Below are 20,243 nucleotides of genomic sequence, written 5' to 3'. Positions count from 1 at the left end.
TTAATTATAATTTATCAATTGATTCAATTACTTTATTTAAATCAATATCATAGTAAAAACAAGTTTTTTCGTCGCAGGCAAGATAGTTTTTTGTATTTTCTACTTGAGTTAAAAGGTAAGGATATTTTATTGTTTCTATAAGCTTTTTATTTTTTAAAAGATTATTTTTATTAGTTTTTAAAATTACATCTTGATGTTTTATTCTTGTAAATAGTCTTAGTGCATTTGGAAACCTTGAAATATCATTTAGTATTTTTTGTTTCTGTTCTTGAATTTTTATTTTAGTACTCTCTAAAAGTTTTAAATCATAGTTTAGGTTTGCTATTGAATATAGATTGTTTAGATGTATAGAAATAGGGGAACTATAATGTCTATCACTAAAATAGGCTTTGTAGTTTTTTTCTTTATCATAAAACCAAGTTTTATCTTTATAGAAATTCTCATTTACAAAAAAGGATAATTTTTTGGCTAGGTCTAAATATTTATTTTCATAGGTTTTTAAAAAAGCGTTTATTAAAGCCTCACTTAAAAATACATAATCTTCTAATAAAGCTTCTTGCAAAGGAGTTTTATTTTCTACTTTTTGATGGTAAAGTGTATTTTTTACATAAAGATTTTTAAGTAAAGAATCAAGGGAGTTAATAGCTTGTTTTAAATAGTTTTTATCTAAAGTAGAAATTTTAAATAGTGAGCTTATCATCATGGCATTCCAAGAAGTGATAATCTTTTTATCGATAAAAGGAAAGTTTTCTTTTTCTCTAAACTCTTTTAGTAAAGCTTTTAAATCTTTGTTTAGAATCTCTTTTTTTACGAGATTTAGGTTATTGCTTAGATTTCCAAACTCATCAAAAGCAATTTTTTCTAGTTCTTCTTCAATATTTTCAAACTCATTTTCTTCTAAAAAACTATATAACTTTTCATAATCATATAAATAGTATTTTTCCTTTGCATCTACTGCACTATAAAAAAGGCTTTGTTTATTTTGTAAATACTTATTTGTAAAAGCAATTGTATTTTTAATAGCTTTTAAATAGGTTTCATCTTTTGTATTTAAATAGAGTCTGTAAAAAAGAGCTAAGAGTTCTGCTTGGGTATAAAGCATCTTTTCAAAGTGAGGAAAGGTGAAGTTTTGATTTACTGAGTATCTATAAAAACCACCTTGTATATGGTCTTGTAAAGCATTGTTTATTAAAGTTTTACTTGTATTTAAAACAATTGTTTTAAGAGTTTCATCTTTATTTAAGAGGTGTAAATCAAAAAGAAAATTTAAATGAGAAGTTAGAGGAAATTTATTTTGCTTATCAAAACCATGAAATTTCTCATCATATCTTTCAAGCATAGTTTTTACAAAAGCTTCTTCGTGATTTGAGATAGTTTTCTTTATATTTTGATTGCTTTTCTTCAAAATTTTTAAACTATTCTTTTCATTTTGTTTGGCATACTTTTGTAGTGTTTCAATTAGCCCAACTGTTTCATTTAAACTGTTTTTTGGAAGATAAGTTCCTAAAAAAACAATCTGCTTTTTATGGTTTAAAATGACAGTTAAAGGCCAGCCTCCATTTTTATTTTTAAATTCTCTATATTTCTCTTGGTATTTAAAATCTATTTGTGGAAGCTCTTCTTTATCAACTTTTATACTAATATAGTGTTTATTTAAAATCCTTGCAACTTCAATATCTGAAAAAGACTCTCTATTCATTTCATGGCACCAATGACAAGTACTATATCCTATTGATAAAAAGATTAGTTTATTTTGTTTTTTTGCTTTATTAAATAGGTTTTCATGGAATGGTTGCCAAAAAATTGGATTAGTAGAGTGTTGTTTTAAATAAAAAGAGTCTTCCTTTACAAGTTCATTTGCAATCTCTTTTGTAGTGCTACTAGCAAAGGAAAATTCTATTAAAAATATAAAAAGAATAATTTGTTGTAAAAATATCTTTTTCATAAAGATATTCTATCTAAGTTTGAAGATTTTGTTAAGCTAAAATATCTCTAGCTTGGTTTATATCTTCATCAATCTGTTTTTTTAATTCTTCAAAAGAGTCAAATTTTTTATTGTCTCTAATTTTATCAATGAACTCAACTTGTACAGTTCTATAGTTATTTTTAATAGTTTTATCTAAGATGTGAGTTTCAACTGCAAAGCTACCATCTGTCGTAACTCTATGACCTAAAAATGTCACTGAATTAAATTTCTCTTCAGCAATAATTGTACGTGTTGCATAAACACCTTCATTTGGAAGTAGAAAATCAGATACTTTTAAATTTATTGTTGGAACAAAGCTTTTGCTACCTAATCCTTGACCTTTAACTTGGTCACCAAAGATTTTATAGTTTTTTGCTAAAAGTTTGTTTGCAAATTTGATATTTCCATCTTTTAGGTATTCTCTTATAATTCTTGAGTGAACACCTACTTCATCGATTTTGATTTCATCAATTACTACTACTTCTCCATGGAAAAGTTCTCTTAGTTGAGGAATACAGTTTTGTCTATTTTTTCCAAAACAAAAATCAAAACCTACAACTATCTTTTCTAGGTTTGGAAACTCTTCTTTTATTAGATTTAAAAACTCAATTCCATTTAGATGTTTTATATTTTCAAGCTCATAATAATAAATAGGATAAATAGAATACTCTTGTCTATAACTTTTAGGTGTTAAGTTTGCAAAACCTGATTCTATTGAAAGAACTGCACCATTCTCTCCTAGGTTTTCAAATAGTTTTTGGTGGGCATAGTGCATACCATCAAAACCACCAATTGCAATTGCTGTTATGCTTTTTTTATTTATCAAAATAGAAGAGCTCTTCTTCATTTCCATCTTTTCCTTCAAGTTTACTTTTTGCACAAGCTTTTAGATTCCAACCTAATAGTTTACATTCATCTAAAAACTTATCCCTTGATTTAGTGATAGCTTTGTTGTCTTTTACAACACCTTTTTTATCTCTTTTTACATTTGTTCCAACTTCAAATTGAGGTTTAAACAAAATTATAATTTCATTTTTTGCTTGTAAATCTATATGCTTGATAATATTTAAAATAGAAATAAATGAAACATCACAAGTTACTACTTCAAACTTTTTTTCACTTTCAAAAGTTCTAATATCTTGGTTTTCATAAAAGGTAATTCTTTTATCGTCTCTTATTCTTTCATGTAGTTGGTTTGAACCAACATCAACGCAAACGACGCTTTTAACACCTTTTTCTAAAAGTATTTGAGTAAAGCCTCCTGTACTACTTCCAATATCTAAAGCCTCTTTGTTTTCAAGGTTTATATTAAACTCTTCTACAAAATACTTTAGTTTATAAGCAGCACGACTTACATAAAACTCATCTTCTAAAAGTTCTACATTGTGTTCTTGAGAAGTTATAAAAGATGGTTTTGAAATAATTTTTCCATCTACTTTTACTTTTTTTGCTTTTATAAGTTCTGCAGCTTTATTTCTACTTTGAATATCAAAATAGTTCGTAAGATATAAATCTAGTCTCATCTCTTTCATTGAGGAATTATAATAAAAAAATACTTCTTATTTGATTATTTATGCCTTTATTAGTCATTTTGAGTAAAATAGGAAAATGTATTTTGTAAAAGAAGAAAGCTCTTATACTTATGAAGAGAAAAAATCAAAGTTTATTGCCCACTTAGCTCCTTTTGGTGAATTTGATTCACTTATGAAAAAATTAAGACAAGAACATCCCAAAGCAAGACATTTTGTATATGCCTATAGACATTTAAATGAGTTCAATCAAGTAGTTGAAAACTCTAGTGATGATGGTGAACCCCGTGGAACAAGTGGAAAACCAGCATTAAATGTATTAGCTGGAAATGAACTTATTAATTCTGCTGTGATTATAATAAGATATTTTGGTGGAATAAAACTTGGAACTGGTGGTTTAGTTAGAGCTTATAGTGATGCTGTTAATTTAGTTATAAATGAAAGCAAGCTAATAAAATATGAAGACAAAGAGAAGTTTTCTTTGACCCTTGATTATTCAAGACTTTCTAAGATAGAGTATATTTTAAATGAATTAGAAATAGAAGTTGCAAACAAAGAGTTTGTAAGTGATGTAACTTTAACTCTTCTTTTAACTAAAGAACAAAAAGATGAACTTGAGATTCAACTTCCAATTGACTTGAAACTAAATAATTAAAATAGTTATAAATAAAGTTTCATTATAATAATTTAATTTATTATTTTGGAGCTTTTATGAAAACTTTACTTCTTACTCTTGTATTCACAACCTTTTTATTTTCAAAAGATAAAATAGATGTAAACTTCAACAATCTTGAGCTTTTACAGCTTATTAAAATCACCTCAAAAACTTTAGGTAAAAATATTTTAGTCTCACAAAATATAGATGCTAAAGTAAACTTTGTATCAAATGAACCTATATCTAAAAAAGAGTTATTGGATATTTTAAAACTCTCACTTAAAGAGAATGGCTATACCCTTGAAGAAGAAAAAGGTCTTCTAAAAGTTGTAAAGATAAAAGAAACTAAACTAAAAGCAGTTGAAGAAAAAAAACTAAAAGTAGAAAAAAGAAAAATAGAAGTAGTTAAGTTAATAAATCTAGATGCAAAGCATATTCAAAAAATACTATCTAAAATGTTAGAAGAAAGAAAAGATAAAAACTCTAATAAAACAGCAGTGATTTATGAAGAAAGCTCAAACTCTATTATCTTAGATGGAAAAATAGATGATGTAAACTCTATGTTAGCAGTTATAAAAAGTTTAGATAAAAGAAAAAAGCAAATATATGTAAAGGCAAAAATCGTAGAGCTTGATGATTTTTTGTTAAATGATATTGGCTTTAAATTTGGAATATTAGGTGCTAAATCTTATAGTTCAGGACTTTATACTTTTAGTTCAAATTTAAATAATGGCACAGCTCTTACTTTTAATACTTCATCTATTGGCTTAGAGATTCCAAATCTTACTTCTTCTCTTGCCCTTGGTGCTTCTTTGAATTTACTAAATAAAACTTATGCCCTTGATATTGTTTCAGAACCAACTTTACTTTGTCTAAATAACAAAGCAAGCTCAATTTATGTTGGTGAAACAGTATCTATTCAAACAGGAAGTACCACAACTGATGGAGGTACAACTAAAAATGTTTTCGAAAGAGAAGATATTGGATTAACTTTAAAAGTAAAACCTAGAGTTGATTCAAACAAAGTCTTATTGGATATTGAAGCTATTTTAGAAGGAATAAAAAACAATAATACAAACAACAACCCTGATACTTCAAAAAAACAAATTAAAACAACTGCTTTTGTAAACAATGGAGAAAGCATAGTTTTAGGTGGACTTATTGAAGAAAAGAGTGAAAAAACAATAGAAAGTGTTCCTTATGCTAGTGATATTCCACTTATTGGAGAGCTTTTTAAGAATAGACATAAAAATAGTAGAAGAAAAAATTTAATCATAATTATCACTCCTTATATTGTTCCAAAAAATAAAGACTTAACATATGTGACAAATGAGTTAGCAAAAATAAAAGCCTTGGAAGATAAGCTTTTAGAAGAGTTACTTCTTGACTTAAAAAAGAAAAAAGATAGTTCTGTTTCTAAAGAAGAGACTTCCGTATCCCATGAAAAAAGGCTCAAAATATTTTTAGGTTCATAGAATATTAACTGCAAGTTAAGCTTTATTTGTTAACCTTGTTAAAAAATAACGTAATTAATGACAAAAAAGGTACTACGATATGAAAGTTGCTAACGTAGGTATATTCAAAGGAATGAATAGAAAAATGTCAATAATATCTATATTATTGATACTTATTTCTGTATTTTTTACTGGATATTTTCCCAATAAAAGTGAAAATTTTTTACAGAATATTAGAGAATTTCTAAATCCTTTTTTAGAGTGGTATTATGTTTTATTAGTTGCCTTTTTGCTTTTCTTTATGATTTGGCTTGGAATGGGAAGATATAGAAATGTAAGACTTGGTTCTGATGCAGAGCAACCTGAGTTTACTTTCTTTTCTTGGGTATCTATGTTATTTGCTGCTGGTACTGGTGTTGGTATTTTATTCTGGTCTGTAGCTCAGCCTATTATGCAATTTCAAAACAATCCTTTTACTAACTCAAATATGGACCCTGAAGCAGCGATAGTTGGTTTATCTCTAAGCTATTTTCACTGGGGATTAAATGGTTGGGCAATTTTTTCTTTTATTGCAATAACTATGGCATATTTTGCTTATAGGCACAACTATCCTTTAACTATTCGTTCTGCTTTATATCCTATTTTAGGAAGAAGAGTTGATGGAGTATTAGGTGATGTTGTAGATATTCTTGCAGTGTTTGGTACTATTTTTGGTATTGCGACAACTCTTGGGCTTGGTGTTGAACAAATGAATGCTGGACTTAGTCATGTCCTTGGTGTAAAAAGTTCTATATCTTTTCAATTGATTGTAATGGCAGTAATTATGCTTATAGCAACTATTTCTGTTGTTTCAGGGGTAAGTAAAGGAGTAAAACTTTTATCAGAAGGAAACTTTTGGCTAAGTATTTTTGTATTAGCTTTTTTACTTGTTTATGGACCAACTCAGTATTTAATAGGTGTAACAATTGAAGCAACTGGACATTATGTTCAAAATATTATTAGATTAACTTTCCATACAAATGTTACAAGAGATAGTGACTGGCAAACTGTTTGGACTGTATTCTTCTGGGGATGGTGGATTGCTTGGTCTCCTTTTGTTGGAATGTTTATTGCAAGAATTTCAAGGGGTAGAACCTTTGGTGAGTTTGTTGCAGGTGTTTTATTAACTCCAACACTTATTACTATTATTTGGATTGGTCTTTTTGGTGGTACGGCTTTATATGAACAATTATTTACTGGTAAGGATGTAGTAGGGGCTGTAAATAGTGATGTTTCATCCGCGCTATTTATTATGCTTGAAAATATGGAAGTAGGCTTTATGTCTGAAATTATGTCAATACTTATGATTGTACTTATTGCCACATATTTAATTACTTCTGCCAATGCTGGAACACTAGTAATTACTACAATTTTAGCTTCTGGTTCAATTTCTCCTCCTTCAGGTCACAGGGCTTTATGGGGAGTTATTATGACTTTATTAACAGGAGTTTTAATTGTTGCAGGTGGTTTACAAACTCTTCAAGCAGCAGTAATTACAGCAGCACTTCCATTTTCAGTTGTTATGATTGTTATGATAGCTGGACTATTAAAAAGTCTAAGTTTAGAAGATACTCCTGCAAGATCAGGAAATGAACAAATTGCTGTTAGAGAACCATGGATCTTAGATAAAGATGTAGGGGAAGAGGGAACTTTAATTGATGAATTAAACCCTGATATAAAAAAGTTAGAAGAGCCTGAGTATAAGTAGAGGTTTAACCTTCTACTTTTCTCATAAGTTTATATGTAAGATTTAAATCTTTTGCTGTTCTTTGTTTGTTTTCTGATTTAATTACTTTTGTACAATCAGAACAAAGAATAACAATATTTTCTAGATTGAAACCTCCACCATCTTTCATCTGTTTTGCTAAAAGAGCTTGTGAATCAACAAGTTTTGTTTTTGTTCCGCATCTATTGCATTTACCATTATCTCTATTCCAAGCAGCTTCTTTTCTTCTTGCCCAATCAGTTGGTCTTTTATTGTCTTTTACAAGTCTAGAGTTAGCTTCATATCCTCCCCAAAGACTCTCTTTTGGAAGTGAAGTTTGCGTTGTTAGTTCATATTCATACTCTAGGTATTGGTTTACAAAGTCTTCAACAATTAACGTCTCTTTTACTCTAATATCTTTTTCATCTTGATATTTTTCTTCAATATTAAAATCAAAAGGAATTTTTGGATGATTTGAAACTAAATAAATTTCACAATCTTTCATAAAGGCTTTAGTACTTCCTTTTTTATATAGTCTTCTATAAATAGCTTCTCTATAAAAGTATAAAGGAACTATTGAACCAATAATTAAAAAGCCAATAAGTATATATTTTAAATCTAAAACCATTTTTACTCTTTATATTATCTCTGGATCAATTTCATGTTTTGTTAAATCTTTTTTAATTTTTTCATGTTCATTAAAACTTAAATTGAAAAGCTCACTTTTATGAAGTACTGGAATAATTACTTCTCTTCCAACAGCTTTACTTAGACTTGCTCTATTTGTATCAAATAGTTTAAATACTTCAACGCTATCAACAATTAGTAAATCAGCTCCTGCATCAAAAGCTTCAAGCATTATAGTTGCAGCAAGTTTTATAGTAAGATTTTGATTGATATGGAAAGTTTCAAGGTTTAAATCTATACTTTCATTTTCAAGTTTTATCACTTTTGCATTTAGTTTTTCTAAAAATTTTTCAACTTCAGTGTCTTTATTTTTACCATAATAGTAAGCAAGGTTAAAGTCGTGGAAATCATGTTTTATAACAGAGTTGAAATCATAATTATGAAACTTTACACTTGAAGATTTGTCTAAACAAAAGTTTTGTTCTTCAATATTTTTTATAAGTCCTAACTCATTTTTTATTTGATTGATTTTTTCTTCAATTGTTTCATCAAACTCTAGTAAGCTATTTTCTAAGCTTGTATGGTACTCAACTGAGTAATCTTGATTTTCAAGTGCTTCAAGAATCTTTTGTTTGTTGTTTGGATTTTTTTCAATAAGTTTGTGAGCAAGTAAAATGATTGCATCACCAATATAATCATATTGAAAGTTTAGAGTATTTGAAGCATAAAAGTATAATTTATTATTTAAATACTCTGTTCTTTCTTCTTCATTTATAAACTCTTTAAGAATATCAAGCTTTTCAGTGAAGTCACTTTCGTCAATGATAAAGTCTTTGTTAGCTCTTCTAATTGATAAAGGCTCAATTGTTAAATCTTTTCCAAAAGTTTCAACAAGTTTTTGTATACTAACTTCAAGTGTTGTGTATTTTTTATTTACTACAAGACCAAAGTTTTCGCAAGCTTCATAATCAAAAGGCTCATCTTCATTTATTTCATTAAAGATATCTAGTAAAGTTTTTTGCTCTTTTATTTTTATAAAATGCTTTTTGTAATAGGGTAAATAATCAGATTTGGCATCAAATCTAAATATTGCTAATTCTAGTGTCATTTTTAAACCTTGTGACTACTCTTTGTGTCTACTAACTGTAGCACCTATTTTACTAAGTTTCCCTTCTAAATCTTCATATCCTCTATCAAGGTGATAGATTCTATGAATTGAAGTTTCTCCCTTAGCAACTAATGCACATAATACTAATGCCGATGAAGCTCTTAAATCAGTAGCCATAACATCTGTACCATTTAATTGTCCAGCTTGTCCATTGATTGTTGCAATATTTCCATTTAGATGAATATCTGCACCAAGTCTTAGAAGTTCACTAACGTGCATAAATCTATTTTCAAATAGTCTTTCATCAATAGTACTTGTTCCATTTGCTTGAGTTGCAAGTGCCATGAATTGTGCTTGCATATCAGTAGGGAAACCTGGATATTCTGTAGTTACAATATTTACAGGTTTGATTTCATCTGTTGGCATAACTGTAACAGAAGTTTCATCTTGAATAATTTCAAAATTCATCTCTTCTAGTTTTGAAATAACAGCTTCAAGATGTAACGGAATTACTTTGTTAATTTTTAATTTAGTGTTAGAAATAGCAGCAGCACACATATATGTTCCTGCTTCAATTCTATCTGGGATAACATCAAAGTCTTTAAACTCTAGTAACTCTTTATTTGTACCATGAATTACAAGTTTTGAAGTTCCAATTCCTTCAATCTTAACACCAGCATTTGCAATAACTTCACAAAGTTGAACAACTTCTGGCTCTTTTGCTGCATTAATAATTGTAGTAATACCATCTGCTAAAGCTGCTGCCATAACTGTATTTTCTGTTCCACCAACAGTTACTTTATCAAATACAATTTTAGCTCCTTTAAGTCCTTTTGGAGCAGTTGCTTCAATATATCCGTGTTTGATTTCAATATTTGCACCCATAGCTTCTAATGCTTTTAAGTGTAAATCAACAGGTCTTTGACCAATAGCACAACCACCTGGAAGTGAAACTTCACAATGACCAAATCTAGCTAAGATAGGACCTAAAACTAAGATTGAAGCTCTCATTGTTTTAACGATATCATAAGTTGCAGTTGTGTTATGTAGTTTTGAAGTATCAATTTTGATACATTCATCTGTTTTTACAAAACTTCCACCAAGTTTATCAATAAGTTTTAAAAGTGTATTAATATCAACAACATCTGGCATATTGCATATATTTACTTCATTTTTAGCTAAGATTGTTGATGCGATTAGAGGTAAAGCTGCATTTTTTGCACCTGAGATATTTACTTCACCTTGAAGAGGATTTTGACCGATAATTTTTAAATATTCCATTTGTTTCCTAATAAAGTCTTCGATATTTATGTAAATGTTGATATTTTATCTAAAAGTTAATAAAATTCGCTTTTTAATAGAGGATACTAAATGACAAATAATGTCTCTTTGGGAATTAAGTATATGCTTTTCGCTTCTTTTATGTTCGCTTGTATGGGCGCATTTGCAAAAGAGTTAAGTGATTCAATGACTTCAATAGAAGTTGTATTTTTTAGAAATGTATTTGGAGTAATTTTAATACTTATTTCTATATATAAAAAACCTCTGGATCAAAAGGGTGGAAAACCTTTTCTTTTATTTTTTAGAGGTGCTGTTGGTTTTTCTGCTTTACTATTTTTCTTTTATAATATTGCAAATATTCCACTTGGTGAAGCTATGACTTTTTCAAAAACATCTACAATATTTACAGCTATCTTTGCATTTATTTTTGTGAAGGAAAGATTAGCTTTTAGAGGATGGCTTGGTGTATTTATAGGTTTTATTGGAATTTTATTTATTACAGGTTTTGATGGAAGTAGTTTAGACAAAACAGATTGGTTAGGAATTTTATCAGGAGTTGGTGCTGCTTTAGCATATACTTCAATTAGAGAACTTAGAAAATATTATGATAGTAGAACTATTGTTTTATCATTTATGTTAATTGGAACAATAGGACCAGTTATTTTAATGGGAATTTCTGAATTTTATGTAAATGAAAAGTATGATTATATCTTTGGTAAGTTTGTAATGCCTCAAACTGATGATTGGCTTTATATTGTTTTATTAGGATTAGTTTCTACTTTAGCACAAGTTTATATGACAAAAGCCTATTCAGTTGCAAAAGCTGGAATAATTGGTACAATATCTTATGCAAACATCGCCTTTAGTATTTTAATAGGACTTCTTTTAGGTGATAGTTTCCCTGGTATTTGGATAATATTAGGTATAATTTTAATCGTATTTAGTGGCGTTTTAGTCTCTTCAAAAAAGGATTAGTATGGATATACTAAATGAATTTTTTCTATATATTGAAATCATAATTCTAGTTATATTAGTTATTATTTTAGCTTGGTATGTACATGATAAATATGTACAAAGGGATCATCAACTGTTGGTTAACTACCCAATTATTGGAAGATTAAGATATGTTTTAGAAGAGGCTAGAGAGCCTTTTAGACAATATTTTGGTGATGAAAAGTTTTATGAATCAAAAGATAAGTTGGATTGGGTATATAAAGCTTCTAGGGACTTACCTAATTATGCTTCTTTTTCTCCTTCTCAGCCTTTGCCTAAACCAAAGTTTATGTTAAGACATGCAACGATTGTTTTAAATGAAGATGAAGTTGATACAGACTTCTCTGTAACATTTGGAACTAATAGAAAAAAACCATATACTGCAAAATCGATTATTGCAAGATCAGCTATGAGTGATGGTTCTATTTCTCCTGAGGGAACAAGAGCTTTTGTTAGAGGTTCTTTTATGGGAGATTTCCCTATAAACTCAGGTGAGGGTGGACTTACATCAAACTTTTTTGTAACACATCAAAACTATGATGAAAAGTATATGGAAATAGTAAATGGTACAGCTTTTCAGAAGAAAGTTAAAACCGCTGTTTTAAAACTATTTAATGGTGCTTTAGCAGCAGATGCATATAGAAAATTAGTATTTAAAGACAATCCTGAAGCAGAAACATATGTTTTTGATGCAAGAACACAAGTTTTCCATAGACCAAACTGGAATGCTCCTTTAGAGTTTTTCCCTGAAGAAGTTCCAGAAGATATGCCTGATATTATTTTACAAGTAAGTTCAGGACTTTATTCTGTTAGAACAAAAGATGGTAAGTTTGACCCAGAAAGATACCAAAAAGTTATGAGGTTTTGTAAGATGACTGAGCTAAAAATAGCTCAAGGTGCAAAACAAACAGGTGGAAAACTTATTGCTGAAAAAGTTAGCCCAGCAATTGCTTATTATAGAAATGTAGAAGCACATAAAGATTTATTCTCTCCAAATAGATTTCCTTATGCAAATAGTATTGAAGAACTATTTGATTTTATAGGTCAAATGCAAGAGTTATCAGATAAGCCAGTTGGTATTAAAATAGTTATTTCTGATTATGAGAATATTGTTCCTTATGCAAAAGAGATTAAAAAAAGAATAGAAGAAGGAAATAGTGCTTACCCTGATTATATCTCTATTGATGGGGGAAGTGGAGGAAGTGCCACAGCTCCAATTGAGATGATGGAAAGAATAGGTCTTAATATTAGAGACTCTATTTATTTAGTAAATAAAGTTTTAGAAGAGTATGGCGTAAGAAAGCAAGTAAAATTAGTAGCTAGTGGAAAACTTCTAACTCCTGATGATATCATTGTAATCATGGCTTTAGGTGCTGATTTTGTACAAATTGCTAGAGGATTTATGATGAGTGCAGGTTGTATCCGTGCTAGATACTGTTCTGGAACTACTGGGCATGATTGTCCTGTTGGACTTGCAACTCAAAATAAAGAGAAAAGAAAAAAATATTTTGTACATAAACAAGCAAAAAAAGTAAGGGATTATCATAAGAACTTACTAAAAAGTGTAAGAGGCTTACTTGCTGTTATGGGATTAAAAAATATTAATGAACTAAATAAACATAAAATCATGTTCTTAGATAGAAACTCAAAAGTACATGATAATATTGATGATGTATTTGGTAGAATATTAGATATTGGTAAAGATATGGAGGATGAATATCATGAATCTAGATAAGGTTATTTCAGGCTTTTTTATTATTTTAGCTATGACATTAAACTTTGGTTTTTTTTACGGGGATATGGACTCGTTAGTATCTCATAGTAAATATGAACTTATGGCAGCAATTATTGTAAACTTAATTGCTACAACATTAAAGCTTGGGGATAAGACTCAAATGGGTTCTGTATTATTAGCAACATCTTTAGTTGCAGATATTCAACTTATTGCAGCAGCAACAGTTTGGGCAATAGCAGCATATGCATATACAATTGACCAAGAAGTTACAAGTGTTATTATTTCACTTTCAGGTGGAGCATTATTAGCAAACCTTGTTTCTGTAGCACTTTATATTGGCGATACATTAAAGTCAAAAAGATAAATAAAACTAAAGAGCAGTTTTGAAAAATAGTTCACTATTTATAGTCTTACAAAGAATGAGAAAACCATTTTTGGTTTTAATTATTACATATACAATTGCTATTACTGGTTTATTGATTATTGATGGGGTTGATAATAATGGCAACCCTTATCATATGACTATCTTTGATGCTTTTTATTTTGTGACTTATACTGCTACAACTATTGGTTTTGGTGAAACTCCTTATGAGTTTACTTATGCTCAAAGAATATGGGTAAGTGCTTCAATATATATTACAGTTTTAGGTTGGTTTTATGCTGTTGGTACTTTAGTGTCTTTACTTCAAGATAAACTATTTATTAGAGAAATAAAAAGAACAAAGTTTAAAAGACAAGTAGAATCAATAAAAGAAAAGTTTATTATTATCTTAGGATATAACCAAATTACAAATGAGATTGTAAATAGAGCTATTGAACAAGGTATTAGAGCTGTAATTATTGAAAAAGATGAAACAAAAGCAAATGAGGCTATCTTAGAAAACTTTACTCCTACAGTTCCTGTTTTGGTTGCGGATGCCCATAGTGCATGGGCAATTGAATATGCAGGAATAAAAAGTAAGTATTGTAAAGGTTTAGTCTCTTTATTTGAAGATGACTCATTAAATTTAAGAATTGCTCTTACTTCTAAACTTTTAAACCCATATGTAAAGCTTGTTGTTAAATCTACTACAAAAAATCATTCTGATAATCTAAAAGATTTAGATGTAGAGATTGTTGCAAATCCTTTTTCTATAATCTCTAGTGAAATATCTATGGCTTTAACTGCTCCAAACCTTTTAAAGCTTGAAAAATGGATTTATAGAATGGAGGATTTAAATGCAAGTCTTCCTCTTTTTCCAAAGGGTAAATATATAATTTGTGGATATGGAAGAATGGGACAACATATCTACAAAAGATTGAAGTATTATAATATAGAAGCTCAATTTGTAGAGATAGATAGAGGTAAAGGTCGAAGTTTTACAAGTGATGATTTTATGCATATAACTTATGGAAATGCAGATGATAAAGACTTATTACAAGAAGTAGGAATAGAAGATGCTGTTGCCATTATCTCTGCAACAAATGATGATACTACTAACCTTTCAGTTTTAGCAACTGCTAAAAAGTTGAATCCAAAGATTATGACAATTGCTAGAGAAAATGAGATGGAAGATTTCTCTATTTTTAAAAGTGCAAAGATAGACCATATTTTTATGCCATCAAGAATTTTAATCAATAAAACTACAAATGCTTTAATAAATCCACTTTCTGATAAGTTTATAAGACTCATGTCAAAAGAGGATGATAAGTGGGCATCAAGTTTAGTTAGGGATTTAAGCTCTAAGATTGATGAATTCCCTTTATTAAAAGAGATAACAATAGATAAGAAAAATGCCTTTATGATTTACGAGGCAATAGATAAAAAAGAAGAGATAACTTTAAAACTATTTACTAGGTCTTTATATAATAGAGATAAAGAAAATAATATAATACCACTTTTACTTCAAAGAGGTGAGGAATACATTTTATTACCAAGTTTAGAAGAGAAGATACAAAAGAATGATGCAATACTATTTGCATGTGATGAAAATGCTCAAAGTGATATAGAGTATATTTGTCAAAATATATATGAATTTCATTATGCCTTAACAGGAAAAGAAAAAAGTACGATTTTTAAAAAGGATTAACATGACAGTATTAACAGGACCATGTGTTTTAGAAGATAGAGATACAGTATTTAAAATTGCAGAAAAACTAAAACCATTAAGTGAAGACAAAAGAGTAGACTTTTATTTTAAAGCCTCTTTTGATAAAGCAAATAGAACAAGTTTAAACTCATATAGAGGACCAGGTTTAGAAGAGGGATTAAAACTATTTCAAGAGATAAAAGAGCAGTTTGGATATAAGCTTGTAAGTGATATTCATGAGTCATATCAAGCAAAACCTGCAAGTGAGGTTTTAGATATATTACAAATTCCTGCATTTTTATGTAGACAAACAGATTTACTTGTGGAAGCAGCAAAAACTAATTGTAAAATTAATATCAAAAAAGGACAGTTTTTAGCAGCAGATGCTATGAAACATCCTGTAGAAAAAGTACTTCAAACAAGAGGTGTTGATGAGGTAAATTATATTAACTCTCAAGAGAAAGGTGTTTGGCTTTGTGAAAGAGGAAACACTTTTGGTTATGGTGCATTAGTTGTAGATATGAGAAACTTAATTCTTATGAGAGAGTATGCTCCTGTGATTTTTGATGCTACACACTCTGTTCAAATACCAAGTACTGGTGGAACAACTGGTGGTAACTCTGAGTATGTTCCTTATATGGCAAGAGCAGCAGCTAGTGTTGGTGTTGATGGTTTCTTCTTTGAAACACATACGGACCCTAAGTCTGCAAAAAGTGATGGTCCAAACATGCTACAAGTTGATAAGTTATATAAAACAATTGATGAGATATTTGCTATTAAAGAAGCGCTTCAAAGCCTTTAATATTTTTTTAGATATAATGGCTAAATATTAGAAAAAATTTGGAGAAATTTTATGAAGATTATTGAAGGAAAAATGAGATTAAATGGTAACGAAAAAGTTGCTATTATCAATGGAAGATTTAATCATATTATTACAGATAGATTAGTTGAAGGTGCAAAAGATGCATTCGTAAGACATGGTGGAAATGAAGAGAACTTAGATTTAATTCTAGTTCCTGGTGCTTTTGAAATTCCATTTGCTTTAGAAAAAGCTTTAGAGACTGGAAAGTATGACGCAGTTTGTTGTGTTGGTGCAGTAATTAGAGGAGCAACTCCACACTTTGATTACATTTCAGCTGAAGCTACAAAAGGTATTGCAACAGTTACTTTAAAATATGGTAAGCCTGTATCAAATGGTGTTTTAACAACTGATACAATTGAGCAAGCTATTGAAAGAGCTGGTTCAAAAGTTGGAAACAAAGGTGCAGAAGCTATGACTACAATCATTGAGATGTTAGACCTTTATTCAGAGATGGGGAAATAATTTGGCAACTAGAACACAAGCGAGAGAATCAGTAATAGGTTTACTTTATGCATATGATCTTGGAAATGAAGGTATTGTAACTTTTATTGATGAGATTTTAGAAGATAAGAAAATTAGAAACAAACAAAAAGATTTTGCACTAGACTTATTTAATGGTGTAGTTGACAATATTGAAGATATCAGTGAAGAGATTGTTTCACACTTAAAGCAAGGTGGAATCAAAGATATTGGAAGTGTTGAAAAATCAATATTAAGACTTGCAATTTATGAAATTAAATTTAAAGGTCTAGATAAAGCAATCGTTATTAATGAAGCAATTGAGTTATCTAAAAAATTAGCTTCTGATGGTGCTCCTAAGTTTATAAATGGAGTATTAGATAAAGTAAACAAGGCATCATAAATGAGAGATATGAAATTATGTATTTCTCTTGATTTACCAAGTGCAAAAGAGAATCTTGCACTTGTTGAACAAATCAAAGATTATGATGTTTGGTTAAAAGTTGGATTTAGAAGTTATATTAGAGATGGAAAAGCTTTTTTAGAAGATTTAAAAGCTATAAACCCAAACTTTAAAATCTTTTTAGATTTAAAACTTTATGATATTCCTAACACTATGGCTGATGCTGCACAAGAGATTGCTTCTTTTGGTCTTGTAGATATGTTTAATGTACATGCAAGTGCTGGTAAAAGAGCAATGAGTGAAGTAATGGAAAGAATTAAAGATATACCAAATAAACCTATTGTTATAGCAGTAACAGCACTTACTTCTTTTGATAATGATGAGTTTAAAGCTGTATATAATGAAGATATTGAAACAAAAGCAACTAAACTAGCAGTTGATACATATGAGTCTGGTGTAGATGGTGTTGTATGTTCTGCCTTTGAAAGTTTAGATATTAAAAAGAATACTTCTGATGAGTTTATTACTTTATGTCCTGGGATTAGACCTTTTGGTGAAGCTGCAGGTGATCAAAAAAGAGTTGCTGATATTCCTTTTTCAAAAGAGAACTTAGTAGATTTTATCGTAGTTGGAAGACCAATTTATAAGTCTGAAAACCCAAAAGAGGTTGTTAATAATATTTTAAAGAACATTTAGTTTAAAATTAAGATGTTTTTAAGTACATATTCATTAAAATCTCATTCCTAATTCGTTGGACAAGTGGGTGAGTGGCTGAAACCACACCCCTGCTAAGGGTGCGTCTCTTTACGGGGACCGAGAGTTCGAATCTCTCCTTGTCCGCCACTAATTATGGATTTTTATTAGTGTGGTTGGGTTCTTAGCTCAGTTGGTCAGAGCACTCGGCTCATAACCGAGTGGTCCGGAGTTCGAATCTCCGAGAACCCACCACTTTAATATTTTGAGCGGGAGTAGCTCAGTTGGCTAGAGCCTCTGCCTTCCAAGCAGATTGTCGCGAGTTCGAGTCTCGTCTCCCGCTCCACTTTTTAATTTTATTTTAAGAAATTTTTGCTAAAATTTCACCCGTTGCGGGAGTAGCTCAGTTGGCTAGAGCCTCTGCCTTCCAAGCAGATTGTCGCGAGTTCGAGTCTCGTCTCCCGCTCCACTTTTTTTAACTACATATTAATCAAAACTTCAATAAAATTACGAAAAACTATAAAGAACCAATCAATGAATGATTTTGTAAATAATAACCTTAATTCTATACTTGAAGCTTCATTCTCTCTATCAAATCAAGCAATATATCTTTTAAACCAAGAAGGTGAAGTTTTATTTGCTAATAATAATGCACTAGAAAGCCTAGGCTACACAGAAGAAGAGATTACTAAGCTTCATGTATGGGATATTGATGCAAATGTAAATACTAAAGAGAAGTATTTAGATGCTGTAAAGATGTTTCAAGAAAAAGGTCCTGATGGACAAGCAAATACTTTAGAAACATATCATAAAAGAAAAAATGGAAGAGTTTTCCCTGTAGAAGTAGTTTCAAAGTTTACTAAGATAGATGGAAAAGAGTATTTATTTTCTTATGCTAGAGATATTACTAGTAGAGTAAGAAGAACAGAAGAGATAAATTTATACTTTGATTTAATAAACTCTTCAAAGGATATGATTTTTGTTGTTGACCATGAAAGCGAGCTTGTAGAATTTGCAAATGAAACTGCATGTGACCAATTAGGTTATACTCTAGCAGAACTAAAGAAAACAAAAATATCTAATATTAGAAAACCAATGGAAAGTGCTGATAATATAGCTATTCCTGAAGTTTTAAAGAAGATAAAAGAGGAAAATACTTTAACAACTTTTGGTGTTTATACTTCGAAAGCTGGAGTTAATATTCCTGTTGAGACTTCACTTCATTTAAAAGAGTACCAAGGGAAATTTTTTGTAACTGCAATTTCAAGGGATATTTCAGAAAGACTTGAAATTGATGGAAAAAGAGAAGAGTTAAACTTAAAACTAAAAAACTATAATAAAACACTAGAAAAAGAGATTAGTAAAGTTAAAAAAGACTTGATTGATTATGAATCAATAATGAAAAGACAATCCAAAATGGCTGCAATGGGTGAGATGTTAGAAAACATCGCTCACCAATGGAGACAACCTTTATCTGCTGTTTCTGTATTATCAACGGGAATGATTTTACAAAATGAGCAAGATTTATTAAATAAAGACCTTTTAGATGCTGGATTAAATGATATAAATGAACAAGTTCAGTATCTATCAAAAACAATTGATGATTTTAGAAACTTTTTCAAACCAAATAAACAAAAAAATAGATTTAATTTAAAAAGTGTTATTAAAACATCAATCAAATTATCAAAAGCAAGATATACAAAAAAACATATTGAATTTATAACAAGTATTGAAGATATGGAACTATTTACTTATGAAAATGAACTTCTACAAGTTTTATTAAATATCATTACAAATGCAAAAGATGAATTAATCAAAAAAGAGGGTAAGAAGTTTATTATCATAGATACTTGCTGTGATGAAGACTATTTATATATAAAAATCAAAGATAATGCAGGTGGAATAGATAAGTTTATTTTAGACAGAATTTTTGAACCATATTTTACTACAAAACATAATTCTCAAGGTACAGGAATAGGTCTGTATATGTCTAAAAATATTGTAAAACATATGAATGGAAAAATAAGCGTAAAGAATGAGAATATTGAATATAATAGCTCAGTATATTTAGGTGCTTGTTTTGAAATTAAACTACCTTTTGTACAAAATAGATAAGGTTTAAAAATGAATGATAGATTACATGAAATATTAGGTGAAATTGGAATTATCCATAAATCACTTTTAGATAACCAAAAAATTGATGATGTTGAATATGTTTTAGAGTACTTAGATGGATTTGAGGATGATGTAAAAGATCACTATTTAAAACTTTTATTACAGTATTATTTCCAACAAAATAATCTAAATAATGTAAAAGAGTTACTTCTTTTAGGATATAAATTCGATTTAAGAATGGAAGATATTAAATTAGCCTTTTTAAATATTAAATCAAATGAAGAAAATGTAATTGATTTCTTAGATGATAATGTTGTATTTTTAAAAGATTCAAATATGGAAGAGCCATTAAAAAAGATGTATACTTACTATATGGAAAATGAAGCTTTACAAGCGACTTTAGAAGAGACTGTAGAGCTTTTAAAGAGAAATAGATACATTTGTGCTTATGCATATAAAAATAGAGATTATGATTTTGCAAGATTCTTTTTAAATGAAGATTTATTACAGTCTTTAAAAGAAGATATGCCTTATCTTTTAAAGTAGGGAT

The 20,243-nt window shown here is 29.2% G+C and carries 19 protein-coding genes and 4 tRNA genes; 17 read left to right on the top strand and 6 right to left on the bottom strand.

Annotation, left to right across the window (positions count from 1 at the left end; translation table 11 throughout):
• Nucleotides 1-4: 4 nt before the first annotated feature.
• Genes CRV03_RS03830 through CRV03_RS03820 form a run of 3 tightly spaced genes read right to left on the bottom strand, consistent with a single transcriptional unit; the run spans nucleotide 5 to nucleotide 3,489 of the window.
• Nucleotides 5-1,945: a thioredoxin domain-containing protein gene (locus CRV03_RS03830; protein WP_129083821.1), complete on the bottom strand. Its 1,941-nt coding sequence runs from the start codon at nucleotides 1,943-1,945 to the stop codon at nucleotides 5-7.
• A gap of 31 nt (nucleotides 1,946-1,976) precedes the next feature.
• On the bottom strand, nucleotides 1,977-2,813 hold the full coding sequence (locus CRV03_RS03825; RefSeq protein ID WP_129083820.1) for a bifunctional riboflavin kinase/FAD synthetase: 837 nt from the start codon (nucleotides 2,811-2,813) through the stop codon (nucleotides 1,977-1,979).
• Nucleotides 2,782-3,489 (bottom strand): TlyA family RNA methyltransferase, encoded by a 708-nt coding sequence (locus CRV03_RS03820; RefSeq protein WP_129083963.1) that lies wholly within the window; start codon nucleotides 3,487-3,489, stop codon nucleotides 2,782-2,784. The genes CRV03_RS03825 and CRV03_RS03820 overlap by 32 nt, the downstream gene beginning before the upstream one ends.
• An 85-nt stretch (nucleotides 3,490-3,574) precedes the next feature.
• Here CRV03_RS03820 and CRV03_RS03815 point away from each other — a divergent pair, with 85 nt between their 5' ends.
• The 3 genes from CRV03_RS03815 to CRV03_RS03805 all read left to right on the top strand — a co-directional run bounded on the left by CRV03_RS03815 (nucleotide 3,575) and on the right by CRV03_RS03805 (nucleotide 7,351).
• On the top strand, nucleotides 3,575-4,150 hold the full coding sequence (locus CRV03_RS03815) for a YigZ family protein (protein ID WP_129083819.1): 576 nt from the start codon (nucleotides 3,575-3,577) through the stop codon (nucleotides 4,148-4,150).
• Nucleotides 4,151-4,206: 56 nt separating this feature from the next.
• Nucleotides 4,207-5,625, top strand: coding sequence for a type II secretion system protein GspD (locus CRV03_RS03810; protein ID WP_129083818.1), 1,419 nt, complete (start codon nucleotides 4,207-4,209; stop codon nucleotides 5,623-5,625).
• Nucleotides 5,626-5,704: 79 nt separating this feature from the next.
• On the top strand, nucleotides 5,705-7,351 hold the full coding sequence (locus CRV03_RS03805) for a BCCT family transporter (protein WP_129083817.1): 1,647 nt from the start codon (nucleotides 5,705-5,707) through the stop codon (nucleotides 7,349-7,351).
• A gap of 4 nt (nucleotides 7,352-7,355) precedes the next feature.
• On the opposite strand, the gene CRV03_RS03800 is transcribed toward CRV03_RS03805, so the two are convergent.
• Genes CRV03_RS03800 through murA form a run of 3 tightly spaced genes read right to left on the bottom strand, consistent with a single transcriptional unit; the run spans nucleotide 7,356 to nucleotide 10,364 of the window.
• Entirely contained in the window at nucleotides 7,356-7,976 is a 621-nt protein-coding gene (locus CRV03_RS03800) for an HNH endonuclease (protein WP_129083816.1), read from the bottom strand.
• A gap of 9 nt (nucleotides 7,977-7,985) precedes the next feature.
• A complete protein-coding gene (locus CRV03_RS03795) occupies nucleotides 7,986-9,083 on the bottom strand; it encodes a DUF5644 domain-containing protein (protein WP_129083815.1) in 1,098 nt (365 codons plus the stop codon).
• A gap of 15 nt (nucleotides 9,084-9,098) precedes the next feature.
• Entirely contained in the window at nucleotides 9,099-10,364 is a 1,266-nt protein-coding gene (gene murA / locus CRV03_RS03790; protein ID WP_129083814.1) for a UDP-N-acetylglucosamine 1-carboxyvinyltransferase, read from the bottom strand.
• A 90-nt stretch (nucleotides 10,365-10,454) separates the two neighbouring features.
• Here murA and CRV03_RS03785 point away from each other — a divergent pair, with 90 nt between their 5' ends.
• The 14 genes from CRV03_RS03785 to CRV03_RS03720 all read left to right on the top strand — a co-directional run bounded on the left by CRV03_RS03785 (nucleotide 10,455) and on the right by CRV03_RS03720 (nucleotide 20,239).
• A complete protein-coding gene (locus CRV03_RS03785) occupies nucleotides 10,455-11,339 on the top strand; it encodes a DMT family transporter (protein WP_129083813.1) in 885 nt (294 codons plus the stop codon).
• A 1-nt stretch (nucleotide 11,340) separates the two neighbouring features.
• Complete coding sequence (locus tag CRV03_RS03780; RefSeq protein WP_129083812.1) at nucleotides 11,341-13,092, top strand: FMN-binding glutamate synthase family protein; 1,752 nt, start codon at nucleotides 11,341-11,343, stop codon at nucleotides 13,090-13,092.
• The gene (locus CRV03_RS03775; protein ID WP_129083811.1) at nucleotides 13,079-13,456 is read left to right on the top strand and encodes a DUF6394 family protein; all 378 of its coding nucleotides are present in this window, start codon (nucleotides 13,079-13,081) and stop codon (nucleotides 13,454-13,456) included. The genes CRV03_RS03780 and CRV03_RS03775 overlap by 14 nt, the downstream gene beginning before the upstream one ends.
• A gap of 19 nt (nucleotides 13,457-13,475) precedes the next feature.
• Nucleotides 13,476-15,161, top strand: a complete 1,686-nt coding sequence (locus tag CRV03_RS03770) for a TrkA family potassium uptake protein (RefSeq protein WP_129083810.1) — start codon at nucleotides 13,476-13,478, stop codon at nucleotides 15,159-15,161.
• Between the two features lies 1 nt (nucleotide 15,162).
• Entirely contained in the window at nucleotides 15,163-15,963 is an 801-nt protein-coding gene (kdsA, locus tag CRV03_RS03765) for a 3-deoxy-8-phosphooctulonate synthase (protein WP_129083809.1), read from the top strand.
• A 51-nt stretch (nucleotides 15,964-16,014) separates the two neighbouring features.
• Complete coding sequence (gene ribH, locus CRV03_RS03760) at nucleotides 16,015-16,485, top strand: 6,7-dimethyl-8-ribityllumazine synthase (RefSeq protein ID WP_129083808.1); 471 nt, start codon at nucleotides 16,015-16,017, stop codon at nucleotides 16,483-16,485.
• A gap of 1 nt (nucleotide 16,486) precedes the next feature.
• Nucleotides 16,487-16,885: a transcription antitermination factor NusB gene (nusB, locus tag CRV03_RS03755; protein WP_129007145.1), complete on the top strand. Its 399-nt coding sequence runs from the start codon at nucleotides 16,487-16,489 to the stop codon at nucleotides 16,883-16,885.
• A gap of 9 nt (nucleotides 16,886-16,894) precedes the next feature.
• Entirely contained in the window at nucleotides 16,895-17,581 is a 687-nt protein-coding gene (gene pyrF, locus CRV03_RS03750) for an orotidine-5'-phosphate decarboxylase (RefSeq protein ID WP_129083962.1), read from the top strand.
• Nucleotides 17,582-17,638: 57 nt separating this feature from the next.
• Nucleotides 17,639-17,728, top strand: a tRNA-Ser gene (locus CRV03_RS03745).
• A gap of 28 nt (nucleotides 17,729-17,756) precedes the next feature.
• Nucleotides 17,757-17,833: transfer RNA gene (locus CRV03_RS03740), tRNA-Met, on the top strand.
• Nucleotides 17,834-17,847: 14 nt separating this feature from the next.
• Nucleotides 17,848-17,924: transfer RNA gene (locus CRV03_RS03735), tRNA-Gly, on the top strand.
• Between the two features lie 46 nt (nucleotides 17,925-17,970).
• Nucleotides 17,971-18,047: transfer RNA gene (locus CRV03_RS03730), tRNA-Gly, on the top strand.
• A 65-nt stretch (nucleotides 18,048-18,112) separates the two neighbouring features.
• Nucleotides 18,113-19,693, top strand: coding sequence for a PAS domain-containing sensor histidine kinase (locus CRV03_RS03725; protein WP_129083807.1), 1,581 nt, complete (start codon nucleotides 18,113-18,115; stop codon nucleotides 19,691-19,693).
• 9 nt (nucleotides 19,694-19,702) lie between these two features.
• Nucleotides 19,703-20,239, top strand: coding sequence for a hypothetical protein (locus CRV03_RS03720; RefSeq protein ID WP_129083806.1), 537 nt, complete (start codon nucleotides 19,703-19,705; stop codon nucleotides 20,237-20,239).
• The last annotated feature ends 4 nt before the right edge of the window (nucleotides 20,240-20,243 follow it).

The organism is Arcobacter sp. F155, from assembly GCF_004116455.1.
GTDB lineage: Bacteria > Campylobacterota > Campylobacteria > Campylobacterales > Arcobacteraceae > Halarcobacter.
Note: the sequence above shows the minus strand (reverse complement) of the source record. Positions and strands in the feature narration are given on the sequence as shown.

Bases quoted from the DNA above. Each gene is read 5' to 3' on its own strand.
- CRV03_RS03805 (WP_129083817.1), top strand. From the start codon at position 5,705: ATGAAAGTTGCTAACGTAGGTATATTCAAAGGAATGAATAGAAAAATG.
- CRV03_RS03775 (WP_129083811.1), top strand. From the start codon at position 13,079: ATGAATCTAGATAAGGTTATTTCAGGCTTTTTTATTATTTTAGCTATG.
- CRV03_RS03825 (WP_129083820.1), bottom strand. From the start codon at position 2,813: ATGAAGAAGAGCTCTTCTATTTTGATAAATAAAAAAAGCATAACAGCA.
- CRV03_RS03810 (WP_129083818.1), top strand. From the start codon at position 4,207: ATGAAAACTTTACTTCTTACTCTTGTATTCACAACCTTTTTATTTTCA.
- ribH (WP_129083808.1), top strand. From the start codon at position 16,015: ATGAAGATTATTGAAGGAAAAATGAGATTAAATGGTAACGAAAAAGTT.
- kdsA (WP_129083809.1), top strand. From the start codon at position 15,163: ATGACAGTATTAACAGGACCATGTGTTTTAGAAGATAGAGATACAGTA.
- CRV03_RS03800 (WP_129083816.1), bottom strand. From the start codon at position 7,976: ATGGTTTTAGATTTAAAATATATACTTATTGGCTTTTTAATTATTGGT.
- CRV03_RS03780 (WP_129083812.1), top strand. From the start codon at position 11,341: ATGGATATACTAAATGAATTTTTTCTATATATTGAAATCATAATTCTA.
- CRV03_RS03720 (WP_129083806.1), top strand. From the start codon at position 19,703: ATGAATGATAGATTACATGAAATATTAGGTGAAATTGGAATTATCCAT.
- CRV03_RS03820 (WP_129083963.1), bottom strand. From the start codon at position 3,489: ATGAGACTAGATTTATATCTTACGAACTATTTTGATATTCAAAGTAGA.
- CRV03_RS03795 (WP_129083815.1), bottom strand. From the start codon at position 9,083: ATGACACTAGAATTAGCAATATTTAGATTTGATGCCAAATCTGATTAT.
- CRV03_RS03830 (WP_129083821.1), bottom strand. From the start codon at position 1,945: ATGAAAAAGATATTTTTACAACAAATTATTCTTTTTATATTTTTAATA.
- murA (WP_129083814.1), bottom strand. From the start codon at position 10,364: ATGGAATATTTAAAAATTATCGGTCAAAATCCTCTTCAAGGTGAAGTA.
- pyrF (WP_129083962.1), top strand. From the start codon at position 16,895: ATGAAATTATGTATTTCTCTTGATTTACCAAGTGCAAAAGAGAATCTT.
- CRV03_RS03725 (WP_129083807.1), top strand. From the start codon at position 18,113: ATGAATGATTTTGTAAATAATAACCTTAATTCTATACTTGAAGCTTCA.
- CRV03_RS03785 (WP_129083813.1), top strand. From the start codon at position 10,455: ATGACAAATAATGTCTCTTTGGGAATTAAGTATATGCTTTTCGCTTCT.
- CRV03_RS03815 (WP_129083819.1), top strand. From the start codon at position 3,575: ATGTATTTTGTAAAAGAAGAAAGCTCTTATACTTATGAAGAGAAAAAA.